Here is a 22,216-nt window from a genome sequence, read left to right as displayed (position 1 = left end):
TCAGATGAAGAAGTCGGTGTTCTCGCGGCCGAGCATCACGGCGCCGAGGTTCTGGCCGAAACGGTCGACGTTGTTCGCGTAATGCGCGCGGGCCGCATGCAGGTCGAGGAAGCGGCGCACCAGCGGATTGCGGTGATAGATGCCGTTGCCGCCCGCGTAGCGCAGCAGCGCGTTCGCCGCCTGCGCGCAGCGCTCGGCGACCTGCGCGGACTGGTAGCGGAAATGCACGCGGCGCTCGATCGACACGGCCGGCCCGCCCTTCACCGACGCCATCAGTTCCGCGAAATTGCGCTTGAGCAGCACCTTCATCTCGTCGATCGCGACGGCCGCGTTCGCGCACGCGTTCTGCGCGCCCGGATCGTCGGTCGTCTTCGCGCCGCTGTTGGCCGATACGCGCGTGGCCGCATAACCGGTGAAATCGTCGAGCGCGCCCTGCAGCGCGCCGATGCACGACGTGCACACGGCGCGCACGAAGATCTGCGCGAACGGCAGCCTGAACAGCGGCGCGTCGTTGACGGCAAGGCCCGGGCTCGTGCCCATCATCCCGTCGATCGCCTTGTGCGTGCGGTACGCGGGCACGAACACGTCGTCGACGACGATGTCGTGGCTGCCCGTCGCGCGCAGGCCGAGCACGTCCCAGTCCTGCTGGATCCGGTAATCGGATTTCGGCAGCAGGAAGGTGCGGTATTCGGGCGGCTGGCCGGCCTCGGCTGGCGGCACCAGCGCACCGAGGAACACCCATTCGCACAGTTCGCTGCCGCTCGAGAACTTCCAGTGGCCCGACAGGCGGAAGCCGCCGTCGACCGGCGTGACGCGGCCGACCGGCATGTAGGTCGACGCGATCAGTGTCGCCGGGTCGTTGCCCCACACGTCCTGCTGCGCGCGCTCGTCGAACAGCGCGAGCTGCCAGTTGTGCACGCCGACGACGCCGTACACCCACGCGGTCGACATGCAGCCGCGCGCGAGTGCCATCTGGATGTCGAAGAACGCCTGCGGATCGAGTTCGTAGCCGCCGTAGCGCTTCGGCTGCAGCACCTTGAAGAAACCGGCGGCCTGCATGTCGGCGATCGTCTCGGCCGGGATGCGGCCCTGCGCTTCCGCCTGCGCGGCGCGGCCGGCCAGCGTCGGCGCCAGCGCCTCGGCCCGGGCGATCAGCGTGGCGGCCAATGCGTTCGAATCGTTGTCGCGATGCACGAATGTCTCCTGTGGAACGGGGGCTGCGCCGCGGCGCCCGCCCCGCTCTCGTTCAAAGTTGTCCGGCGCGGCCTGGCCGCGGGCGATGCTCGCCACCACCGATGGTCGGCTTCGCGCGACCGCGCCGCATCGTCCGACCGGACGGGACGACGGGCGCGGCCCGACCCGCCTTACGCGCAGGCACGCTCCTTCTCCTTGTTGAAGAACGGGATCACGTGCTCGCCGATATTGCGGATCGTCTCCATCTGCGCTTCGTGCGGCACCGTCCCCATCTGGCACAGGAACAGCACTTCGTCGACGCCGGCTTCCTGCAGGCGGCCGACATAACCGATGCAGTCGTCCACCGTGCCGTACGCGTGGTTCGGGTTCATCATCGCGAGCGCCGGATCGGCGAAGTTCACGACGACTTCCTCCGACGCGAAGCGCGAGCGGATCACCATCTCGCCGGTGTCGGCCTGCACGAGGTCGTCGCCCCACTTCGCCGGGTCCGGACGCTCGCCGCCCGTGTACCAGTACGCGAGCGATTCCATGAAGTAGCGCTGGCCGCGGATGCCGATCTTGCGGGCGGCCTGGCCGTCGGCCATCACGACCGTCGGGCACAGCGCCGCGAGGTGCTGGGTCGGGCGGAAGCCGACCTGGTCTTCCGGCTTGCGGTTCGCCCACGCTTCGCGATACACGGCGTTCTTCTTCGCGACTTCATCGGGGCCGCCGAAGCCGAGCACCAGCGCGCCCATCCCGCGCTGGCCGGCGCGCAGCAGCGCGTCGGTGTTGGTGCACGCGAGGTACATCGGCGGGTGCGGGTCCTGGAACGGCTTCGGGTGGATCGGACGCTTCGGGATCTTGATGTACTTGCCGTCGTGCTCGATCTCGTCCTGTACGAACATCTTCGGCACGAGGTACATCGATTCGTCGATCATCGGCTGCAGCTCGTTGAGGTCGTAGCCGAACGCGCCGGCTTCCTGCTGGCTCCCGCCCTTGCCGACGCCGAAGTGCACGCGGCCGCCCGACAGGATGTCGAGCAGCGCGACGCGCTCGGCGACCTTGATCGGGTGGTTCATCGCGGGCGGCAGGCACACGACGCCGTGGCCGAGGCCGATGCGCGTCGTGCGGCCGGCCAGGTACGCAAGGAAGGTTTCCGGCGCGCTCATGTGCGCATAGTTGGTCAGCGACGTGTGCTCGACGCACCAGATCGTGTCGAAGCCGACCTGCTCGGCGAGCAGCGCCTGTTCGACCGTCTCCTTGAACACCCGGTGGTCGCCCTCGCGCGATGCGTCGGTGGTCTGGGCTTCGTAGATGAGGGAAAACTTCATTGCGTGCGTCTCCATGTATGTTGGACGAGTCGGGGTCGCGCAGCCCGCCCGCACGATACGGACGAATAGCGACGGTCCACGGATGGGAGTGTCGGCGCGCGGCCGGGCGCGGGCATCGTCTGTTCGGAGTATCGGCACGCATGCGGGGACAGAGGGGTTTCACGGTCATCCGATCGGACTGCGTGAGCGCGCGAACGGCGCGCTAGCATCGAACGGCGGCACGTTGCACGCCGCCCACATCAAGACAAGGGAGATCCGGGATGAAGGTTTCGATGCTGCTGTATCCCGTCGACGACATCGACACGGCGCTGCCGCTGTTCGTCGACGGGCTGGGCCTGAACGTGAAGTTCCGCGACGGCGACCGTTATTGCGCGCTCGACGGCGGCCCGCTGACGATCGCGCTGGTCGCGGGCGACGAGCAGATCGTCGAGCGCGCGGCGCTCACGCTGCGCGTCGACGAGGACGACGACCTGTATGCGGCGATGGCGCGGGTCGTGAAGGCCGGCGCGTCGGTGCGCGTGCCCGTGCAGGCCGGGCCGCACGAATACCGCGCGGTGCTGGAGGACAAGAACGGCGCGCTGCTGGTGATTTCGCAGAAGCGGGCTGCATGACGGTCGCATGATGGTCGCATGACGGAGCGCGTCACATCGCGTTGCGCGGGCGCCGGATCCGGGCGCGTCGCGCGTGGCGAGCCCGTTACGCGTTCGCGCCCGGTGTGCTCAGGTCGCTCGCTTCCAGCAATTCGAGCAGCGTGCGCGCCGGCTGGCTGAGCCGCTTCGCGGCCAGCGCGATGAATTCGATGTCGGGCAGCTCGGGCAGCGCGCCGCCGTTGACCAGCGGCGCCAGCCCGCCCGTCGACAAATAGTGCGACGTCGCGGTCAAGCCGAGCCCCGCGCGCGCGGCCGCGATGCAGCCCGGCTGGCTGCTGCTCGAGCACACGACTTCCCAGCCGATGCCCTTCTCGGCGAGCGCGTTCAGGACGATCGCGCGCGTCACGCTCGGCTCGGCAACCAGCACGAGCGGCAGCGGCCGCTCCGGATCGACGACGGTGCCGGGCCGCGCGACCCACTCGAGCCGCGTGCGCAGGAGCGGCGTGCCGCGCCGCTCGCCGAGCCGCCGCTTGCCGATCATCAGGTCGAGCGCCCCCGCGTCCAGCCCTTCGTAGAGCCGGCTCGTCATGCCGGTGGTGATCTCCAGCGCGACGTCCGGGTGCGCGGCGCGAAACCCGGCCAGCACGTCCGGCAACGCGACGAGCGCAAGATCGTCCGGCGCGCCGAGCCGCACCAGGCCCTGCAGCCTCGGCTTGCGGAATTGCGATTCCGCGCGGTTCAGCGCCTGCAGGATCACGTTCGCATGCACGAGCAGCGCCTCGCCGTCGGCCGTCATCGCGATCGAATGGGTGTCGCGCACGAACAGCCGCCGCCCGACGCTTTCTTCGAGACGACGGATGTGTTCGCTGACGCTCGACTGGTTGAGCCCGAGCTGCCGGCCCGCTTCGGTGAAGCTGCGGCAGTTCGTGACGGTCGCGAACGTCTTGAGCCAGACGGGATTGAGCATCCCGCATTGTCATCGTTGTTTCCGATGACAGTCAACGTCATCAGGCTGCTTCCCGATGACCATCGGAATCGGTACCATCGTGCGCTTGAAGACCGGCTGGCGCCGTGCCGACGCGCCGCCCGCGCCGGCCTTCGCACCATCGAATCCGCCATGTCCCGGGAACCCACACACTCCGCGCTGCTCTGGATCGTCGCCGCTGCGTTCTTCATGCAGTCGCTCGACACGACGATCGTCAACACCGCCCTGCCTTCGATCGCGCAAAGCCTGAACGCGTCGCCGCTCGCGATGCAGCCCGTCGTGGTCGTCTATACGCTGACGATGGCGATGCTCACGCCGGCGTCCGGCTGGCTGGCCGACCGGTTCGGCACGCGCCGCGTGTTCTCGATTGCGATTCTCGTGTTCGTGCTCGCATCGATCGGCTGCGCGGCGTCGCATACGCTCGGCCAGCTCGTCGCCGCGCGCGCGCTGCAGGGCATCGGCGGCTCGATGCTGCTGCCGATCGGGCGGCTCGCCGTGCTGCGCCGCGTGCCGGGCGAACAGTACGTCGCGGCGATCGCGTTCGTGTCGACCGCCGGCCAGCTCGGCCCGATCGTCGGGCCGACGCTCGGCGGCTGGCTCACGCAGGCGATTTCGTGGCACTGGGTGTTCATCGTCAACGTGCCGGTCGGCGTGGTCGGCTTCCTCGCCGTGCAGCGCTACCTGCCGCACGACCAGGCGACACAACCGCCGCCCTTCGATTTCGTCGGCTGTGCGCTGCTGTCGGTCGCGATGATCGCGCTGTCGCTCGCGATCGACCCGCCGATGCCCGCGCATCGCGCCGCATGGGCGGCCGGGCTCGCGGCGCTCGGGCTGGCGAGCGCGCTCGCGTACCTGCCGTACGCGCGGCGCCGCGCGCAGCCGCTGTTCCGGCTCGGGCTGTTCCGCGAGCCGAATTTCGGTTCGGGGCTGCTCGGCAACCTGCTGTGCCGGATCGGCACGAGTTCGGTGCCGTTCATGCTGCCGCTGCTGATGCAGGTGCAGCTCGGCTATACGCCGCTGCAATCGGGGCTGATGATGCTGCCGGCCGCGATCGCGGGGGTCATCGCGAAACGCTGGATCGCGCCGCTCGTGAAGCGCTTCGGCTATGCGGCGTTCCTGGTGGTGAATACGGGGATCGTCGGGTGCGCGATCGCGGGGTTCGCGCTGGTGTCGGTGCGGCCCGCGCCGCTACTGGAAAGCGTGCTGCTGATCGTGTTCGGCACCGCGAACTCGATGCAGTTCGCGGCGATGAACGGCGTGACGCTCAAGGGGCTGTCGCATGCCGACGCCGGCAGCGGCAACAGCCTGTTCACGATGATGCAGATGCTGGCGATGGGGCTCGGCGTGTCGATCGGCGGCGGCCTCGTCAACCTGTTTGCCGCCTATCGGGGCTCGATGGCGCACGGATTCATGCTGTCGTTCGCGTGCATGGGTGGGGTGACGCTGCTGTCGTCCGTCGTGTTCCGGCGGATCGATACGGCCGCGCCGCCGGCCGGTGCCGCAGCGCGCCCGTCCGCGTGAGCGCGGCCGTCAGTTCACCTGACGGCGCTCGACAACGCGCTTGAGCACCCAGCGAATCGACGAGCCGTCGGCCGGCGGCCGAGCCACGCGGTATTCGTCGATTTCAAGCGTGTACTGGTATCCGGGCTGGTAAGCGAAGCCTTCGATGCCCGCGTACCACAGGCTCCACGGCTCGTTCGGGCCGTTTCGCACCTGCAGGCACTCCATCGGCGCGACGCCCGTGCATCGCGCGGATTGCGGCGCGACCTGGACGGTCCTGGTCACCGGCTTGCCGTCGGCCGGGCGCACCGCGTTCGGCGCCGTGGCGATCGCGTCGGTCTGGCATCCGGCGAGGAGCGTGCTGCCGGCAATGACGGCCGCGCCGAGCAGCGTTCTGGATTGGCGAATCATCTGATGTTCCTCAGGAAGCGTTGGAGGGCCGATTAGAAATCCTCGCCGCGGGAAAGTTCACAAACACCTTACAGAAATCGGGCCGCCACCTTCATTCGTGGGATGTCGCGCGCACCGGTCCGTTACCGTGATCCGGTTCAGCCGCGCGCATCGCCGCCGGCGGCTCGCACGTGCACGCCGGGCGGCGCGGCCTGTTCAGCCCTGCCGGGCCGGTGCCAGCAACAGGAGACAACCCGAATGACCACGGCGCCCGCGGCCCTGCCGCCGTATCTCGCCCAGCGTGGGCCTGCGCACGCCCGACGGAATCGAGTGCGGTTTCCGCGTGTGCCCCGGCGGCATCGCCCGTTCGGCGAGCACCGGCCGCCCGGAAAACCGCGACGACAAGGCGCAACGCACACCGGCCACGCGGATGGCGCGGCTCGGCGAGTCACCGCCTCGTCGCGAAAACGATGACGTGGCTGTGCTCGCCCGCCGCGCGCTTCATTACCGGTCAGGCGATCGCCGTCGACGGCGGGTTCGCCGTGTGATGATCGTGTACCATCGACGCTTCCCGACTGGCCTGATCGCGCTGCGTTCGTCCGGCCGCCTCCACGCGTACGATCCGCTCAGCACACCCCGCTTCGCATGACCTCACCCGTTCCGTCCGACGCGGCGCTGCGCCCGCTGCCGCTCGATGCGCTGACCGTGCCGGCCGCGCTCGACGGACGCACGGGCACCAACCGCTCGACCGGCACGCATCCGCAGATTGCCGCGACCAACGACCTCGACGCGGTGCGCGCCTGGCTCGCGCGCTTCGTCGACACACCGACCACGTTCCAGAATTACCGCAAGGAAGCCGAGCGCCTGCTGCTGTGGGCCGTGATCGCGTGCGGCAAGCCGCTGTCGTCGCTCACGCACGAAGATCTGATCGTCTACCGGCAGTTCCTGCTCGCGCCCGCGCCGGCCGAGCTGTGGTGCGCGAACGGCGGACGCAAGCATCCGCGCGACGATCCGCGCTGGCGGCCGTTCTACGGGCCGCTGTCGGCGGCCAGCCAGCGGCAGGCGCTGGTGATCCTGAACGTGATGTTCTCGTGGCTCGTGCAGGCCGGTTACCTGGCCGGCAATCCGCTCGCGTTGTCGCGCCAGCGGCAGCGTCGGCCCGCACCGCGCGTCACACGCCATCTCGGGCAACCGCTGTGGCAGTCGGTCAAGGAAGCGATCGCCGCGATGCCGCGCGACGACGCGCGGGCGGGCTTCCATGCGGACCGCGCGCGGTGGCTGTTCACGCTGCTGTATCTCGGCGGGCTGCGCATCACCGAAGCGGCCGACACGACGATGGGCCAGTTCTTCTGCCGGCGCGACGCGGACGGGCGCGACCGCTGGTGGCTCGACGTGACGGGCAAAGGCGGCCGGCAGCGGCTCGTGCCGGCCACCGACGAAATGATGGCCGAGCTGTCGCGCTACCGGCGCGCGCACGGCCTGCCCGCGTTGCCGTCCGACGGCGAGTCCACACCGCTCGTGCTGCCGGTCGGCCAGGCACGCAAGCCGCTCACGCGCGCGGCGCTGCACCGGGTCGTGAAGCAGGTGTTCCGGCACGCGGCCGACCGGCTGCGCGCGAACGGCGAAGCCGGCGAGCAGCAGGCACGCGTGCTCGAACAGGCATCCGCGCACTGGCTGCGCCACAGCGCGGGCTCGCACATGGCCGACGGCCGCGTCGACCTGCGGCTCGTGCGCGACAACCTCGGCCACGTGTCGCTCACGACGACGAGCCAGTACCTGCATGCGGACGACGACTGGCGGCATCGCGAGACGGAGGAGAAGCACCGGATCGGGTGGTAGGCGCGCACCGGCCTGACGGCTCCCGGCTCGCACGCCGCGTCGGCGCTCAGTGATCGAGTTCGAGCCCGCCCAGGCCGCCGTTGCTGCGGCATTTCGCGCGGTCGCTTTTCGCCGGCACGTCGATCTGGCCGCACAGCACGTCGATGCGCTTGCGGTAGCTGTCGATCAGGCACTGCGTCGTCGTGCAGCGGTTACGCGTCTTCAGCCACGCCCTCTGCGTCGCCATGAACTGCTCGTACTCGGGCGGATCCTCGACCGGATAGTTGCTGAAGTCGTAGAGCATGTGCTGGAAATCCGCGTTGAGCGCATCGTCGAGACGCGACAACGTCGGATTGGCGCAGATTTCACGCTCCACGAACGTGGACGCCTTCGTGCAGTTGAACGACGCGGCGTGCGCGCCGGTCATGCCGGCGACGACGGCCAGCGCAACGAGCCATGCTTTCATGTGGGTGCCGTAACGAAGAAATCGGCGGCCGCGGATCGGCTCGCCGTGGCGAACGAACGGGAATGCCCGTCGCCGGAAGCCCGTCGCCGGGATCCGGCAGCTTAGGGCAACGTGCATCGCAGTTCAATACACGATGCCGCTTCCCCACACCCTCGCCGCACGCCGCGCGGCACGTCACGCCCGATCAGTACACGCCCACCCAGTGCCCGGGCACCCACGCCCAGTGATTGCCGGCCCACCGGTAATGCCCCTTCGCCCAGCGATAGCCCGGCGCGGGCATCGGCGGCGGCGTCTCGACGACCGGTGCCGGCTGCGGCGGCCGCACGGGCTCGACCACACAGGCGGACATCAGCGTCGCACTGGCCGCTACCAGCACGGTGAGCGAAACGGAGCGGATCTTCATCATCTTGCATTCTCCCTTTTGTGTCGTGAATGAATCGGCGCGCATCACGCCGTGCCGCGAATCAGCCCGCTCATCGGCCGCATCGCGCCGCTTTCGGCGAACAGCGCGGACGCGGTGCGGTGCGGATCGAGCCGCAGGCTTTCGGCGGCGGCGCCCGAGATCAGCGCGTCGAGCGACGCGGTCGGCTTCAGGTCGCGCCCTTCGTACAGGTCGCCCGGCCGCAACCCCGGCCAGTCGGCGATCACGCGGCCGCCCGCGACCGCGCCGCCCGCGAGCATCGCGACCGACGCCTGCCCGTGATCGGTGCCGCCCGTGCCGTTCGCGGCGGCCGTGCGGCCGAACTCGGTCGCCACCAGCACCGTGGTCTGCTGCCATGCGGGCCCGAGGCCGTCGCGCAGCGCGGCGAGCATCGTGTCGAGCGCTTTCAGCTGATTCGCGAGCCGTGCGTTCTGCGCGCTGTGCGTGTCCCAGCCGCCCGTTTCGATCATCGCGATGCGCGGGCCGTCGTCGCGCGCGAGAAACGTCGCGGCGAGCTTGCCGACACCCGCCGGATCCTGCCGCGCATGCGCATCGCCGGCGAGGCCGCGCGCATCCATCGCCGATTGCCACAACGGGCCGAGCTGCGCGTCGGCCTCGTAGAGCGCCGACACGCGCGCGAGCAGGTCGTCCGGCGCGGCCGGCAAACCGGACGGCGCGTACGACGCCGCCTGCACGGTGCCGCGCAGCGCGAGCGGCACGGTCGGTGCGAACGCGATCGCGCTTTCGCGCGTCGCCGGCAGCAGCGCGGCGAGCCGGTTCAGCCACCCGTCCTTCACCTGGTACGGCGCGCGGCCGCCCGTCTCGAGCACGTTCTGGCCGTCGAAATGCGAGCGGTCGCGATACGGCGACGCGATCGCATGAACGAACAGCGCCTGCCCGTCGCGGTACAACTGCGCGGTCTGCACGAGCGACGGATGCAACGCGAACGTGCCGTCGAGCCGCGTCGCGGCCGCCGTGTCGATCGCCAGCGGGCCGCGCAGCGACGCATACGCGGGTTCGGCATACGGCACCAGCGTGTTCAGGCCGTCGGCCGCGCCGCGCTGGATCACGAACACGAAGCGCCGGTCGGTCTCGACGTTCGCGAATACGATCCGCGGCGCGACGAGCATCGCGCCGGCGCCGGCGGCCGCCACGCGCAGGAATTGTCGGCGGGACAGTGCCATGGTCATCTCCGTTGGAAATCGGGCGATACGAGCAGCAAGGCGAGCGACGTGGTCGCGCTTTCGGCACGCGACAACGCGGTCGCCGTCGGCGCGCTCAACGAACCCGCGAGCAGCGTGTTGCCGAGCGTGCGCGGATCGAGCCGGTCGCCCGTGCGCGCGGCCAGCCGCTGTGCGAGCTCGACGCGGCGCACGAGCGCATCGGGCGCGGCCCAGCTCGCGGCCACGTCGTCGTAGCCGGCCGGCGAGCCCGGCCGCCACACCGGCTGGCCGAGCTGCGCGAGCAGCGGCGCGGCCTTCAGGTCGCCCGTGTCGTGCCAGCCGAGCCCGCGCAGCGAAGAAACGGCCCACTCCCACGGCGTCTTGAACTTGCGGTTGACCGGCGACCACGCATCGGGCGCGTCGACGAGCGCGCGATAGACGGTCGGCAAATCGCCGCCGCTCGCGTCGAATGCGCGAGCCAGCCGGTCGGTCAGCGCGGGCGGCGGATTGTCGGCGACGAAATGACGGGCGAGCTGGAACGCGATATGCCGACCGGTCGCCTCCGAATGCGCGAGGTCGTGCAGGATCGCGCGGGCCTGCGATTCGCCGGGCTGGTCGTAGCTGCGCCCCATCACGGTCCGCACGCCGGGCTCGTGCAGTTTCGGGCGAAACACGAACGCGCCGGGCGCCGCATCGCCGGGCTGCGGGCCGCGCCCGCCGGCGATGCTCCAGCCGGTCAGCGCGCGCGCGAATTCCGTCACGTCGGCTTGCGTATAACCCGTGCGTACGCCAAGCGTGTGCAGCTCCATGATTTCGCGCGCGAGATTCTCGTTGAGCCCGCGCCTGCCCGACGGATTGCGCGCTTCGGCACGCAGCGCGGCCGGGCTGTCGGGGCCGACCGAGCGCGCCTGGTCGAGGAACAGCTGCATCGCGGGATGCTGCTCGACGGCAACCAGCATGTCCTCGAAACGGCCGAGCACGTGCGGGCGGATCGCGTCGCGTTCGAACGCGCCCGCGTAGGCCGCCACCGGCCCCTTGTCGACCGATACCGCGAAATGGTTCGCCCAGAAATGCACGAGACGCTCGACGAACGGCGCGGGCGTGTTCAACGCGCTGTTGACCCGCGCGACGACGGCGCTGCGATACGTGTCGTTGCCGTCACGCCGGATCGACTGCTCGGTCGCGCGCTTCGTTGCGGGATCGTCGCCGGTCATCGCATTGCGCGCGTTCGCGAAGCGCGTGGCGAGCGCCACCGCGTCGGGCTCGCCGGCCCATGCGGCCGGCCGCGCTTCGTAACGGTCGAATTGCGCGACGAGCGCCGCCTTCGGGTCGGCAGGCGGCGCTTCGTCGGCCCGCGCGCCGAGACCGAAGCGGTTCAGCGCGATGGCGGCCGGGGTGATGTCGTTCGGGTGGTCCATGACGGGGCTCTTGCGATGCGTACCCGTGTTAAACGTCGGCCGGCGGGAAATCCGTCGCCGGGAAGACGAATATTTCGGGTTTGGCGCGCGGGCTTGAAAACGTGTGTGTCGCCGTTCGAGTTTCCAGCGCGGATTCGACCGGCGGTGGCAGCGCATCGACGGATCGCTCAGCCGCCGCAACGCTGCCCCGTGCCCCGCCGAGGGACGGGCACGCTTCGACATTCGGCCGACAGACTTTCGCCCGCCTGACCGGCATGGACCCGGCCGGAACGTGCGTCGTCCGAAACCCTGGACGGGTCGAATGCCGCCTTGTCGCCGATATCCGCCCGGCGCTTGCCGTTCCCGGAAAGCGGCCTAGACTCAATGGAATGTATCGCTCCGGGTCACGGAGGTATCGTCGCCCCGCCCCGGAGCAAGAATTCGACGCAACCGGAGATCGGCCGTGACCACGCTGCTCGCCATCCTGCTGCCGGATCACGTTGACGCCTTTGCCGATCTATTCGCATGAAGGACGACGCGCGCGACCTCAGGCGCTACATCGGCGAAATCGTTCAGGTTGCCGAATCGCCTTGAACGCCGCGCGTCCGGTGGAACACGACGGTTCAGGCAGCCACGGCCCGGCACACTCGCGTCGACGTGGCGCCGCTACATTGAACAGGAGAAGCTGCGCACTCCGGCCGGCCACGGCGGAATGCGCCGGCCACCGCTACGATGAACCCACTTCCCGTCAGCTTGCACGCGCGGTTTCGTTGCTTCGGTGCGAAGCGTCCGGCCATGCGCCGGGCACGCGCGTGGCTGCTCGCCGCGGCGTTGGCGCTGCACGGTTATCCCGCTCACGCGCAGGGCCAGCCGAGGGTCGTCGACGTCCCGACCCGTCCCGGGGTCACCCAGCGGTTTCTCTTCATCGCGCCGGACGCGCCGAAAGCCGCGGCCATCCTTTACGCCGGCGGACACGGCGGGCTGCAACTGGACCCGTCCGGCCGGTTCGGATGGGGCGCAGGCAACTTTCTCGTGCGCACCAGGCAGCTGTTCGTGAATGACGGTATCGCTGTCGCGGTCATCGATGCACCGAGCGACCGGCAATCCGCGCCCTACCTCAACGGCTTTCGACTCTCGAAGGAACACGCCGACGACGCGCGTGCCGTGATCGCGTGGTTGAGGGAGCAACTGCACGTGCCGGTCTGGCTGGTCGGGACGAGCCGCGGCACCCAGTCCGCCGCTGCCGTTGCGATCGCGCTGGCCGGCGGCGGCGGGCCGGACGGTATCGTGCTGACGTCCACGATCCTCCGTGAAGATCGAGGCGGTACCGCGGTCACCGACATGAACCTGGCCAGCCTCAGGATTCCGGTGCTCGTCGTTCATCACCAGAACGACGGCTGCAAGCATTGCCCCGTGTCCGAAACGGATACGCTGTTGAAGAAGCTGGAGGCATCGCCGAAGGCCGAACGGATGATCGTGTCGGGCGGCACGTCCCGGGGCGATCCATGCGAAGCGTTCGCCTATCACGGCTTCAATGGCCTGGAGAGCGGCGTGGTCGACGCGATCTCCGCCTGGATGCTGGCACGTTGAACGTATCCGCCGCGTCACGTGGTCGTGGCCGTGGTCGCGTTGCGATCGTTCGCGAAAGCGTGCCTGAAAGCATTGCCGACCGGTGTTCCGCGTAGGCGTTGCACAGCGCAGGAAAGGCGCGCCGCCGCACGTCTCCCGCGCCGCGTTTCCTTACTGACTCCCCGCCTCGCCCTGCTTCTTCTGCAACCTCGGCGGCAACCGCCAGTTGCCGCTATGCCGCAACCCGTCGACGAACTTCGCGCGCTCGTCCGGCGTCAGCGTCGCCGCGAAATCGACGACGCTGCGCTCCACCTGCGCACGCAGCGCGGTATCGGCCGCGCGCGTGCGGTCGAGCGCGGCGTCGATCGCCGTGCGATCGAGTTGCGGCGCGGCGAGCAGATCCAGCACGGTGATCCGGTCGTCGCGCCCTTCCCGCGCGAAATCGCGTCCGTCCTTGCGTGCCGCCTTCAGCGCGGCGGCGAATTCCTGCCGGCGTGTGTCCGGCAACTCGTCCGCGGCGAAACGCAATGCGGTGCGCGACGCAGGCGCGCCCGCGGCCCGCAGGTCGCGATGCGTCGAGAACCACTGATACGCGCCGCCGCCGATCGCGCCGAGCATGAATACGTTCAGCACGACCGAACCGACGAGGACGAATTTCCAGCCACGCTCACTCATTCATCACTCCAGTCCACGCTCGGTCCGCCGAACGTCGTTGTCAGATAGCCCTGCTCGTGCGCAGGCGGCACGCTCCCGAGCATCAGCATCGACACGGCCACCGCGCCCGCGAGCGCGCCGGCCAGGCCCACGCCCGCGAATGCCGCGCCCGACCACCACACGGTGCCCCGCCGCCGCGTGCGCCGCGGGGCGGGCGCCGTCGCGACGATGCGCTCGACGAGCGCCGGCGCGGGCGGTGCGACCGTATCGCTGGCGAGCCACGCGTCGAGTTCGGCGGCATCGTCCAGCGCCGCCAACGCGTCGCCCGGATGCGCGCGGGCCCATGCCTCGGCGGCCGCGCGTTCGCCGTCCGGCCAGCGCCGCGCATCCGAGCCGTACGCGGCGACGATGGTACGAAATCGTTCGGGTGTCATCGGATGTCCTCGCTAGGTGAATCGCCGGCCAGTTGCGCGCGCAAGTTTCGCCGCGCGCGCGCGAGCAGGCTTTCCAGCGCGTCGACGGTAATGCCCATCAGGTCGGCCGCCTCCACGTTCGACATGTCCTGATAGTACTGGAGCACGAGCGCTTCGCGCTGCCGCGCCGGCAACGCCGCGAGCGCCTGCCGCACGCGCGCGTCGCGCGAGCGGGTCTCCGCGCGGGTGGCCGGCTCCGGTTGCGGATCGGGCACGTCGGGCAACACGTCGACCGGTTCCTCGCGGCGGCCGCGCAAGCGGTCGTAGCACAGGTTCAGCACCACACGATGCAGCCACGTGTCGAACCGTGCCTCGCCCTCACGCCAGCCCGGCGCCTGTTTCCAGATCCGCAAGAACGTCTCCTGTGCGACGTCCTCGGCTTCCGTGCGGTCGCCGAGCATGCGCGTCGCGAGTGCGAGCAGCCGCGGCAGCTTGCGCGCGACGAGCACGCGCACGGCCGACGCGTCGCGCGCGCCGACCCGTGCCACCAGCGCGGCGTCCGGATCGCCGTCGCTCAACGCGGGGCGCTCCAGCGCATCGCGCGTCTGTGCCGCGGCGCGCTCGTGAATGCGCCCGCCGGCAGACCGAAGCTCATCGTCGTGCTCTCCTTGCATGCGCCGCGCCATTACCCGGCCCCGCAACACCGGCGGTTCGGGATCGCCGCACGCATCGCGCGCGGCATCGGCAAGGTCCGTTTCATCGGCATCGGTTTCAGGCCGCATGGCGATCGTGTCGATCGGTTCGATCGGATGCCGGCCGCCCGGTCGCGCGAGCGGCGGCCGGCGCGCTCAATATACGACGACCGGCGCGGGCCGGTAATAGGCCGGACGCGCCGGCACCACGACGCAGCCGGCCAGCACGATGGCTGCGGCTGCCAGTATCACCACGGTTCGAAAGGGCATCGCTGCGACTCATGACGTTGCGGGAAGGCGCCGCCGCGCCGGCACCACGTGCCGTGCGGCGGCATGCGCATCAGGCCCAGTGACCCGGAACCCAGCGCCACGCCGGGCCGCGCGCGGCCCAGTGGCCCGGCACCCAGTGATAACCGACGCGAACCACTTGCCAGTGGCCTGGAATCCAGACATAGCGGCCCTGGCGCCAGTGCCAGTGGCCCTGGTCCCACACGTAGCCCGCGCGCGGCGCCGGCATCACTTCGACGCGAGGCGGCGGCGGCGCGTAAGGCGCGACGATGACGGCCTGCGCGAACGCAGCGGACGCAGCGAGCGCGGCCACGCATGCCGTGGCAAACCGCAACGGGATGGAAAGCTTCATGAAAGACTCCGACGTAGCAGGTATCGACCGGAAGCGGCCGTTCATGCGTTAAACGGTGCAGGTGATCAGAATCCGTCGCGACGTCGGCAAATAAATATCGGCCGAAGCGGACGCGCGCCGGCGCGGGCCGGATGCCCCGATCCGCAAGCTCGGCAGGCGCCGGCGCTCCCGCGGGGTTGCCGTGCTGTCACAACCCGGCAAAACTGCGCTTCGACAATGTCCGGCACCGGGATCCCGCTCGTTTCCGGCCCACGCCCCGGCCACGCTTACGCACGGCCGGGCGGTTCCGCATCTCGCGTCTCCATCCACGAAAACACCGACCATGTCGAACCAGGACAACTCCCCGATCCAGCCGAACGAGCCCGCCGCATCCGTCTCGCGCCGCGGCTTCCTGAAACTCGCCGGCGTATCCGGCCTCGCCACCGCCGCCGGTGGCCTCGCGGCAGCCCGGGCCGCCGCGTCGACCCCGGACGGCACGCCCGAACAGGTCCACCTGACGTGGGGCAACGACCCGACGTCGGAAGTCGTGATCTCGTGGGCGTCGCTCGCGTCGGCCGTCAATCCGCGCGCGCGCATCGTCGCCGACGGCGAGCCGCCGCGCACCGTGCATGGCGTCCAGCGCCTGTACACCGACGGCCTGAACGGCGAGACCGTGTTCGCGTACCACGCGCGCGTGCACGGGCTGAAGCCGAATACGCGTTACCGCTACGAGATCACGGCCGACAACGACAGCAATGCCGCGCAGCCGTTCTCCGCGCATTTCTCGACCGCACCGCGCGGCCGCGCGCCGTTCCGCTTCACGAGCTACGGCGACCTTGCGACGCCGAACGGTGCCTGGGTGCTGTCGTCGCCGCAGAGCCGCTTCGCGGTGCAGGCCGTCGAGCAGTTCCAGCCGCTGTTCCACCTGCTGAACGGCGACCTCTGCTACGCGAACCTAAACCCCGCGCACCAGCCCGAGGTGTGGCGCGATTTCGGCAACAACAACCAGACGTCGGCCGCGAATCGTCCGTGGATGCCCTGCCCCGGCAACCATGAGATCGAGTTCAACAATGGTCCGCAGGGGCTCGATTCGTATCTCGCGCGCTATACGCTGCCGGAGAACGGCACGCGCTTCCCGGGGCGCTGGTACAGCTTCCGCGTGAGCTCGGTGCTGTTCGTGTCGCTCGACGCCGACGACGTCGTGTACCAGGATGCCGCCGCGTTCGTCGGCGGCCCCGCGCCGCTCGTGCCGGCCGCGAGCACGGGCCGCCCGCCGATCGAGCCCGGCACGTCGTTCTACGTGCGCGGCTACAGCAACGGCGAGCAGACGCGCTGGCTCGAACACACGCTGCGTCATGCCGCGCACGACGACGACATCGACTGGATCGTCGTGCAGATGCACCAGGACGCGCTCAGTTCGTCGAAGACGGGCAACGGTTCCGACAAGGGCATTCGCGAAGCGTGGCTGCCGCTGTTCGACCGTTACGGCGTCGACCTCGTGCTGTGCGGCCACGATCACGACTACGAGCGCAGCTACCCGGTACGCGGCTGCAATCACCGCGCGGGCGTCGATGCGACGACCGGCGAAGTGGTCGAGACGCTGCAGCCGCGCCCGGTCGGATCGAACGACCCGGACCGCACGACGTTCGATACGAGCCACGGCACGATCCACCTGATCCTGGGCGGCGGCGGCACCAGCGCGCCGCTCGACGTATACGGCGAGAACCCGGCGACCGGCTTTGCACAGGCGAAGGTGTTCACGAAGCCCAACCGGCCGGTGCCGGGCACGGCGCCGAATACGTTCGTGCGCCAGCCGGCCGATGCGCTCGAGGATGCGATCTGGTCCGCGCGTCGCGATACGGGCACCGGCTACGGGATTGCCGTGTTCGACCACGACCCGGGCAAGCCGGGCGGGCATACGACGATCACGATGCGCTACTACCACGCACCGGGCGCCGACCAGCACCCGACCGCCGACTACACGCTGTTCGAGACGATCGAGCTGAGCAAGAAGCGCAACGACCGGTGATCGGTCAGGCGCCCGTTGCGACGGGCGCCTGACGCCGTGCGCGCGGGATTCGTTGCATGCGCAACGTCATGGGGCAATCAGGATGCCGCGGTTCGCGAAATAGCGGTCGAACGTGGCGCGCGGCATCGCCACGTTGCGCTGCGTGCGCACGTCGAACCCGGACGGGTTGTGGAACAGCCAGTCGCCGGTGTCGCGGTTCGCGCCGAACACGAGCACCAGGTGCCCGCCCCGCGACGGCGGCTCGAAGCCGTCGTGCCGGATGCCGGGATGCACCGACGCCATCAGCATGTGCCCGTCATGCAGCTTCGGTTCGAGCGCGGCCGAATCGATCCCTTCCACCACATCGCCATCGATCCGTAGCGCTCGCGCACCCAGTGCACGAAGGGCCGGTAATGCAGACGCTTGCCCGTGTCGCCGAGTTCGGGCCGGTAGACGCCGAACCCGACGGCCTCGCGTACCAGTTCGAGCATCGGCACGATCGTGTTCGATCGGTATGCGAGCAGCATCTTCAGGCACGCGATACCGCAGATGTTCGGGCTCCACTGCGCGTATTCTTCGGGCGTGCTTGCGCCGGAGCGATGCCACAACGGGTCGTCCTCCGCGCGCAATTCGCGGGACACGAACCGCGAAACCAGGTGCATCGATTCCCACTGCGAGAAATACGGCACTTCCTTCATGGCTCCCCTCCCTGAAAGCGCGATACGGGCGACTGGCTTCAACGAAAACCGGACCAACTGCTCGATGCGAATCTGCCGCGCGACTATACCGCGATGGCGCACGGGGACTTGTTGTACGCCCATCACAAGCCATTGCGCGACGACACGCGGTAGACTGCGCGCCTCGTACTCCGCCATGAGCGGGGCGTTCGCGACCGTCAACTGCTTCGACGAAGACGACGGGACGACGCCGTTCGGCGACGACGAGGCGTCCGGGGTCGGCGGCCGTGACACGCCGATCCCGGTGCGCGACCAGCACACCGGGATCGAGACCATCCGGATCGACGTACCCGTGGATTCCGCGCAGGCGGAACCGAATCATCCGATAGCGAATTTGAATGTTGAAACAGGCAGGACGCATGAAGCGCAAGAATAAGGCAACGCTCGCCGGGCTCGGCGCGGTGTTGTTGTGGGCCTCCGTGGTCGCCCTCGTTCGTGGAGTCAGCGAAAGCCTCGGCGCGACCGGCGGCGCAGCGATGATCTATACGGTGGCCTCCGTGCTTCTGCTGTTCTCGGTCGGTTTCCCCGACCTGAGCCGGTTCCCGAAAAACTATCTGCTCTGGGGCGGGCTGCTGTTCGTCTCGTACGAGGTGTGCCTGTCGCTGTCGATCGGCTATGCCAGCAACGGCCGGCAGGCGATCGAAGTCGCGATGGTCAACTATCTGTGGCCGAGCTTCACGCTGGTCGCGGCAATCGTGTTCAACAAGCAGCGCGCCAACCTGCTGGTCGTGCCCGGCGTCCTGCTGTCGATGCTCGGAATCTGCCGGGTCCTCGGCGGCGACCAGGGGCTCGATCCGGCCGGCATGCTGCACAACGTCACGGACAATCCACTGAGCTACGGCCTCGCGTTCTTCGGCGCGCTGATCTGGGCCGGCTATTGCACGGTGACGGCGCGCATCGCGGACGGCAAGAACGGCGTCACGCCGTTCTTCATGCTGGTTGCGCTCGCGCTCTGGATCAAGTTCGCGGTCGAAGGCGGCGGGGGCATGACGTTCAGCCTGCAAGCGGCCATCTACATCGTGCTGGCGGCATCGGCGCTGGGGTTCGGCTATGCGGCCTGGAACACCGGCATCATGCACGGCAACGTGACGATCATCGTCGGCGCATCGTATTTCACCCCGGTACTCGCCGCCATGCTCGCCGCGACGCTGCTGCATGCGCCGCTGTCGATCGAATTCTGGCAAGGCGCGTCGATGGTATGCGGCGGGTCGATCCTGTGCTGGCTCGCGACGCGCGGCCGGCGCAACGCAAAAGCCGCGCCCGTGCGGGTCGGCAACGAAGCGCAGGGCAACAGACAGGGCTGACGAAACCGGGCGCGTCCGTCACGATGCAACTCGGAAGCACCCTGCGATCCCGCAACCCGTCGGCCACTCACTCGCGTCAGCTGCGCGACTCCAGTGCGATACGCACGGCGAGTCCCGCCAGCACCGTGCCCATCAACCAGCGCTGAACCGACGCCCACACCGGCCGCCCCGCCAGGAAACCCGCGATGGCGCCGGCCATGCAGGCAATCAGCGCATTCACGCTGACGCTCACCGCGATCTGCACGCTGCCGAGCGCCAGTGATTGCGCGAGCACGCTGCCGTGCCCCGGCGAAATGAACTGCGGCAGCAGCGACAGATACATCACCGCGATCTTCGGATTCGCGAGGTTCGTGACGAAGCCCATCGTGAAGAGCCTGGCGCGGCTATCGTGCGGCAGTTGCCTGACCTGGAACGCCGAGCGGCCGCCCGGCTTCAGCGCCTGCCACGCCAGGTACGCCAGATAAAGCGCGCCGGCAAAGCGCAGCACGTCGTACGCATACGGCACGGCCAACACCAGCGCGGTGATGCCCAGCGCCGCGCACACCATGTAGAAGACGAACCCCAGCGCGACGCCGCCGAGCGACACCAGCCCGGCACGGCGGCCCTGGCAGATCGAGCGCGACACCAGGTAGATCATGTTCGGCCCGGGCGTCAGCACCATGCCGAGCGACACGAGTCCGAATGCAAGCAAGGTGGGCAAGGCCGGCACGGTAATCTCCTTCGGGGCGAAGCAGTCAGGGGCGAGTTCGCTCAATGTATTGCATCTCGATCACCATCAGCATGAATAAACTGCAAGCCGCCCATGAGCGCTTTTCATCGCACCGGCCGTTCGTTACCGGCTCCTTTTCGCGCGCGCGTGAATCGCCTTCGCCGCCTTCGCGCGTTGCGCGTCGACGAGCCGCACGAACGCATCGGCGATCGCATTGCCGGACGTGTTCCACGACAGCCGGACGGAACGATGCAGCCGCGGCGAAAGCGCCAGCACGCGGCCGCCGAACGGGGTGTACGTGAGCGTGATGCGCGGAACGATCGACACGCCCATGCCGGCCTCCGCCATCGACAGGATGGTGCGCATCTCGACCACGTTGAACGCGGCGTGCAGCGGCGTGCCGCTGCGCGCGAAGTAATCCGCGATCACCGGCCCGCATCCTGCCTTCGAGAAAATGAACGGGGCCGCGGACAACTGCTTCGCCGACACGCTCTTGCGGCCCGTGAACATGCCATCCGCCGCCACCGCGACGAAGTCCTCGTCGAGCAGCGGCAGCGTGTGCGCGAAGGTCTTCGTGCCGGCCACCACGCCGACGTCGGCGGTACCGTCCTCGATCCACCCTTCGACTTCGCTGTCCGTGCCTTCGAGCAGCACCGCCGACACGCCCTGGTGCATCTCCTTCAGCGCCTCGAGTGCCGGCACGACGAATGCCAGCGACACGCTTGGCAGCGACGCGACCACCAGCTTCCCTTCGAGCTTGCCGCGCGACAGGCTGAACTGCTGGCGCAGCAACTGCGCTTCGCGCACCACGTTCTGGATGTGCGGCCACAGGCGTTCGCCCGCCGCCGTCAGGACGACCGGCTGCCGGTCGCGCCAGAGCAGCTTGACCTCCGTGACGTCTTCCAGCTCGGTCAGCGCATGACTGATCGCGGATTGACTGCGGCTCAGCCGGTCGGCCGCGGCCGTGAGCGAGCCGAGTTCGACCACGGCCGCCAGGGCCTGCAACTGCGCAAGGGTCATCGGGTCTCCTTGTTCCAGTAGATGCATATCGCGCATGAGGCGATACACGGTTATGAATTATATTGAACCGCGTACATGATCGCGCCGACGATACCGACGGCACGCCGCGCCCCGCGCCGAATGCCCTCCGCAACGCTCGGGTAAGATGCATCCTCGAACCGCGCGTCGATTGCCTGCGGACGCGGCCGCGCAACGATGCGGCGCCGTGCGATCGACGCCCGGCCAAACCGATCCAGAACACATGCGTGCAACACGCACGCGCCGCAACGGGCTCCTTCGACAGCGCTCGCTGCCGGATATGCCGCGACAAGCCATTCCATGATGCATTTCAATCTGACTGAAGGTGTGCTGGTTTCCAGCCTGCAGGGGCTCGGCGCGTTCGATCTGGCCGGCATCGCCGTCGCGCTGCTGCTGGGCGGCATGGCCAAGGGGATCACCGGCATAGGCGTGCCGCTGATCGCGATGCCGATACTCAGCCAGTTCCTGCCGATCCGGCATGCGGTGCTGCTGCTGTCGATGCCGATCATCCTCGGCAACATTCCGCAGGCGCTGGAAGGCGGCCAGGTGCTGGCGACGGCACGCAAGATCGCCGCACCGATCGCGGGCACCGTGATCGGCAACATCGTCGGTGTCGCGATCCTGCTCTCGCTCAATCCGGGTCATGCGCAGGCGGCGTCCGGCGCGCTGCTGATCGTCGCCGCGACGCTGATGCTCGCCGCGCCGAAGCTCAACCTGCCTCCCGCGTGGCAGAAACCCGTCGGCTTCACACTCGGCTTCGGCGCCGCGCTGATGGAAAGCATCGCGTCGGTTCCCGGCCCGCTGCTCGCCACCTACCTGATTTCGTCCGGCGCGACCGGGCGCGCCTTCACGAAGCAGATCGCGATCATCCTCGTGGTGTCGATCGTCACGCTGCTCACGACGTTCAGCGGCGCCGCGCACGCGAGCGCCGCCGACCTCGCGATCTCGGCGGCGGCCAGCCTGCCGGCCATTGCAGGCATGTGGCTCGTTCGCCCGCTGCGGGACAAGATGTCGCCCCGCTGCTTCAGGATGGTCGTGCTGCTCTTCGTGCTCGTCGCGGCATCGCAGATGATCTGGAAATCGGGCGTGTTCCGGCACGGCGAATCGCACGTTACCCAGATGGACAACACGCACGCGGGCACGCACTGACGGGCGGCGGATTGCCATCGATCCCGCATGCGTTCTGAAAGCTGCCGAGCGTAGTATTCGCGGACCCGGCGTATCGCCGCGCCCGACGAT

Annotated in this window: 25 protein-coding genes; 9 read left to right on the top strand and 16 right to left on the bottom strand. The window is 69.1% G+C overall.

Annotated elements, in window-relative coordinates; all coding sequences use genetic code 11:
* The gene (locus E9536_RS07500; protein WP_136469599.1) at positions 1-1,194 is read right to left on the bottom strand and encodes an acyl-CoA dehydrogenase family protein; all 1,194 of its coding nucleotides are present in this window, start codon (positions 1,192-1,194) and stop codon (positions 1-3) included.
* Positions 1,195-1,364: 170 nt separating this feature from the next.
* A complete protein-coding gene (locus E9536_RS07495) occupies positions 1,365-2,504 on the bottom strand; it encodes an LLM class flavin-dependent oxidoreductase (protein ID WP_011355016.1) in 1,140 nt (379 codons plus the stop codon).
* Positions 2,505-2,764: 260 nt separating this feature from the next.
* On the opposite strand from E9536_RS07495, the gene E9536_RS07490 reads away from it, so the two are divergent.
* Positions 2,765-3,115, top strand: a complete 351-nt coding sequence (locus tag E9536_RS07490) for a VOC family protein (RefSeq protein WP_011355015.1) — start codon at positions 2,765-2,767, stop codon at positions 3,113-3,115.
* An 85-nt stretch (positions 3,116-3,200) separates the two neighbouring features.
* Here E9536_RS07490 and E9536_RS07485 read toward each other — a convergent pair whose 3' ends face one another.
* Entirely contained in the window at positions 3,201-4,061 is an 861-nt protein-coding gene (locus E9536_RS07485) for a LysR family transcriptional regulator (RefSeq protein ID WP_027791767.1), read from the bottom strand.
* A gap of 150 nt (positions 4,062-4,211) precedes the next feature.
* On the opposite strand from E9536_RS07485, the gene E9536_RS07480 reads away from it, so the two are divergent.
* Complete coding sequence (locus tag E9536_RS07480) at positions 4,212-5,600, top strand: DHA2 family efflux MFS transporter permease subunit (RefSeq protein WP_060085389.1); 1,389 nt, start codon at positions 4,212-4,214, stop codon at positions 5,598-5,600.
* 9 nt (positions 5,601-5,609) lie between these two features.
* Here the strand turns inward: E9536_RS07480 and E9536_RS07475 are convergent, their stop codons facing one another.
* Positions 5,610-5,990, bottom strand: a complete 381-nt coding sequence (locus E9536_RS07475) for a DUF4377 domain-containing protein (protein WP_136469598.1) — start codon at positions 5,988-5,990, stop codon at positions 5,610-5,612.
* 280 nt (positions 5,991-6,270) lie between these two features.
* Here E9536_RS07475 and E9536_RS07470 point away from each other — a divergent pair, with 280 nt between their 5' ends.
* Both E9536_RS07470 and E9536_RS07465 read left to right on the top strand, forming a co-directional pair.
* Entirely contained in the window at positions 6,271-6,618 is a 348-nt protein-coding gene (locus E9536_RS07470; protein ID WP_247873421.1) for a hypothetical protein, read from the top strand.
* Complete coding sequence (locus E9536_RS07465) at positions 6,615-7,808, top strand: tyrosine-type recombinase/integrase (protein ID WP_136469597.1); 1,194 nt, start codon at positions 6,615-6,617, stop codon at positions 7,806-7,808. Before E9536_RS07470 ends, E9536_RS07465 begins: the two co-directional genes overlap by 4 nt.
* Positions 7,809-7,854: 46 nt before the next feature.
* On the opposite strand, the gene E9536_RS07460 is transcribed toward E9536_RS07465, so the two are convergent.
* From E9536_RS07460 to E9536_RS07445, 4 genes are all read right to left on the bottom strand, one after another.
* Entirely contained in the window at positions 7,855-8,253 is a 399-nt protein-coding gene (locus E9536_RS07460) for a lysozyme inhibitor LprI family protein (protein WP_060207162.1), read from the bottom strand.
* Positions 8,254-8,437: 184 nt separating this feature from the next.
* On the bottom strand, positions 8,438-8,656 hold the full coding sequence (locus E9536_RS07455; RefSeq protein WP_060085532.1) for a YXWGXW repeat-containing protein: 219 nt from the start codon (positions 8,654-8,656) through the stop codon (positions 8,438-8,440).
* Positions 8,657-8,700: 44 nt separating this feature from the next.
* Positions 8,701-9,864 (bottom strand): DUF1501 domain-containing protein, encoded by a 1,164-nt coding sequence (locus E9536_RS07450; protein ID WP_175852910.1) that lies wholly within the window; start codon positions 9,862-9,864, stop codon positions 8,701-8,703.
* A complete protein-coding gene (locus tag E9536_RS07445; RefSeq protein ID WP_027791774.1) occupies positions 9,861-11,255 on the bottom strand; it encodes a DUF1800 domain-containing protein in 1,395 nt (464 codons plus the stop codon). The genes E9536_RS07450 and E9536_RS07445 overlap by 4 nt, the downstream gene beginning before the upstream one ends.
* Positions 11,256-11,966: 711 nt before the next feature.
* Here E9536_RS07445 and E9536_RS07440 point away from each other — a divergent pair.
* Entirely contained in the window at positions 11,967-12,824 is an 858-nt protein-coding gene (locus E9536_RS07440; protein WP_315858249.1) for an alpha/beta hydrolase, read from the top strand.
* 150 nt (positions 12,825-12,974) lie between these two features.
* Here the strand turns inward: E9536_RS07440 and E9536_RS07435 are convergent, their stop codons facing one another.
* From E9536_RS07435 to E9536_RS07420, 4 genes are all read right to left on the bottom strand, one after another.
* Entirely contained in the window at positions 12,975-13,478 is a 504-nt protein-coding gene (locus E9536_RS07435) for a periplasmic heavy metal sensor (protein ID WP_136469595.1), read from the bottom strand.
* Entirely contained in the window at positions 13,475-13,891 is a 417-nt protein-coding gene (locus E9536_RS07430) for a hypothetical protein (protein ID WP_027791777.1), read from the bottom strand. Before E9536_RS07430 ends, E9536_RS07435 begins: the two co-directional genes overlap by 4 nt.
* Positions 13,888-14,652 carry an RNA polymerase sigma factor gene (locus tag E9536_RS07425; RefSeq protein ID WP_136469594.1) on the bottom strand — a complete coding sequence of 255 codons (765 nt, stop codon included), beginning with the start codon at positions 14,650-14,652 and terminating at the stop codon, positions 13,888-13,890. Before E9536_RS07425 ends, E9536_RS07430 begins: the two co-directional genes overlap by 4 nt.
* A 250-nt stretch (positions 14,653-14,902) precedes the next feature.
* The gene (locus E9536_RS07420) at positions 14,903-15,202 is read right to left on the bottom strand and encodes a YXWGXW repeat-containing protein (protein WP_027791779.1); all 300 of its coding nucleotides are present in this window, start codon (positions 15,200-15,202) and stop codon (positions 14,903-14,905) included.
* 322 nt (positions 15,203-15,524) lie between these two features.
* On the opposite strand from E9536_RS07420, the gene E9536_RS07410 reads away from it, so the two are divergent.
* Positions 15,525-17,210 (top strand): metallophosphoesterase family protein, encoded by a 1,686-nt coding sequence (locus E9536_RS07410; RefSeq protein ID WP_136469593.1) that lies wholly within the window; start codon positions 15,525-15,527, stop codon positions 17,208-17,210.
* 66 nt (positions 17,211-17,276) lie between these two features.
* On the opposite strand, the gene E9536_RS07405 is transcribed toward E9536_RS07410, so the two are convergent.
* Both E9536_RS07405 and E9536_RS07400 read right to left on the bottom strand, forming a co-directional pair.
* Positions 17,277-17,498 (bottom strand): hypothetical protein, encoded by a 222-nt coding sequence (locus E9536_RS07405; protein WP_136469592.1) that lies wholly within the window; start codon positions 17,496-17,498, stop codon positions 17,277-17,279.
* Positions 17,492-17,887, bottom strand: a complete 396-nt coding sequence (locus E9536_RS07400) for a hypothetical protein (protein WP_136469591.1) — start codon at positions 17,885-17,887, stop codon at positions 17,492-17,494. Before E9536_RS07400 ends, E9536_RS07405 begins: the two co-directional genes overlap by 7 nt.
* A 175-nt stretch (positions 17,888-18,062) precedes the next feature.
* Between E9536_RS07400 and E9536_RS07395 the strand changes: the two genes are divergently transcribed.
* Complete coding sequence (locus tag E9536_RS07395) at positions 18,063-18,302, top strand: hypothetical protein (RefSeq protein ID WP_136469590.1); 240 nt, start codon at positions 18,063-18,065, stop codon at positions 18,300-18,302.
* Positions 18,286-19,230, top strand: a complete 945-nt coding sequence (yddG, locus tag E9536_RS07390; protein WP_136469589.1) for an aromatic amino acid DMT transporter YddG — start codon at positions 18,286-18,288, stop codon at positions 19,228-19,230. Before E9536_RS07395 ends, yddG begins: the two co-directional genes overlap by 17 nt.
* A 76-nt stretch (positions 19,231-19,306) precedes the next feature.
* On the opposite strand, the gene E9536_RS07385 is transcribed toward yddG, so the two are convergent.
* Both E9536_RS07385 and E9536_RS07380 read right to left on the bottom strand, forming a co-directional pair.
* Positions 19,307-19,939 carry a LysE family translocator gene (locus E9536_RS07385; RefSeq protein WP_059697771.1) on the bottom strand — a complete coding sequence of 211 codons (633 nt, stop codon included), beginning with the start codon at positions 19,937-19,939 and terminating at the stop codon, positions 19,307-19,309.
* Between the two features lie 123 nt (positions 19,940-20,062).
* Entirely contained in the window at positions 20,063-20,959 is an 897-nt protein-coding gene (locus E9536_RS07380) for a LysR family transcriptional regulator (protein ID WP_060207149.1), read from the bottom strand.
* A 318-nt stretch (positions 20,960-21,277) separates the two neighbouring features.
* Here E9536_RS07380 and E9536_RS07375 point away from each other — a divergent pair, with 318 nt between their 5' ends.
* Positions 21,278-22,126: a sulfite exporter TauE/SafE family protein gene (locus E9536_RS07375; protein ID WP_136469588.1), complete on the top strand. Its 849-nt coding sequence runs from the start codon at positions 21,278-21,280 to the stop codon at positions 22,124-22,126.
* The last annotated feature ends 90 nt before the right edge of the window (positions 22,127-22,216 follow it).

The organism is Burkholderia sp. LS-044 (genome assembly GCF_004803625.1).
Classification (GTDB): domain Bacteria; phylum Pseudomonadota; class Gammaproteobacteria; order Burkholderiales; family Burkholderiaceae; genus Burkholderia; species Burkholderia cepacia.
The sequence above is the reverse complement of the archived record's forward strand: the minus strand, read 5'-3'. Positions and strand labels throughout refer to the sequence as shown.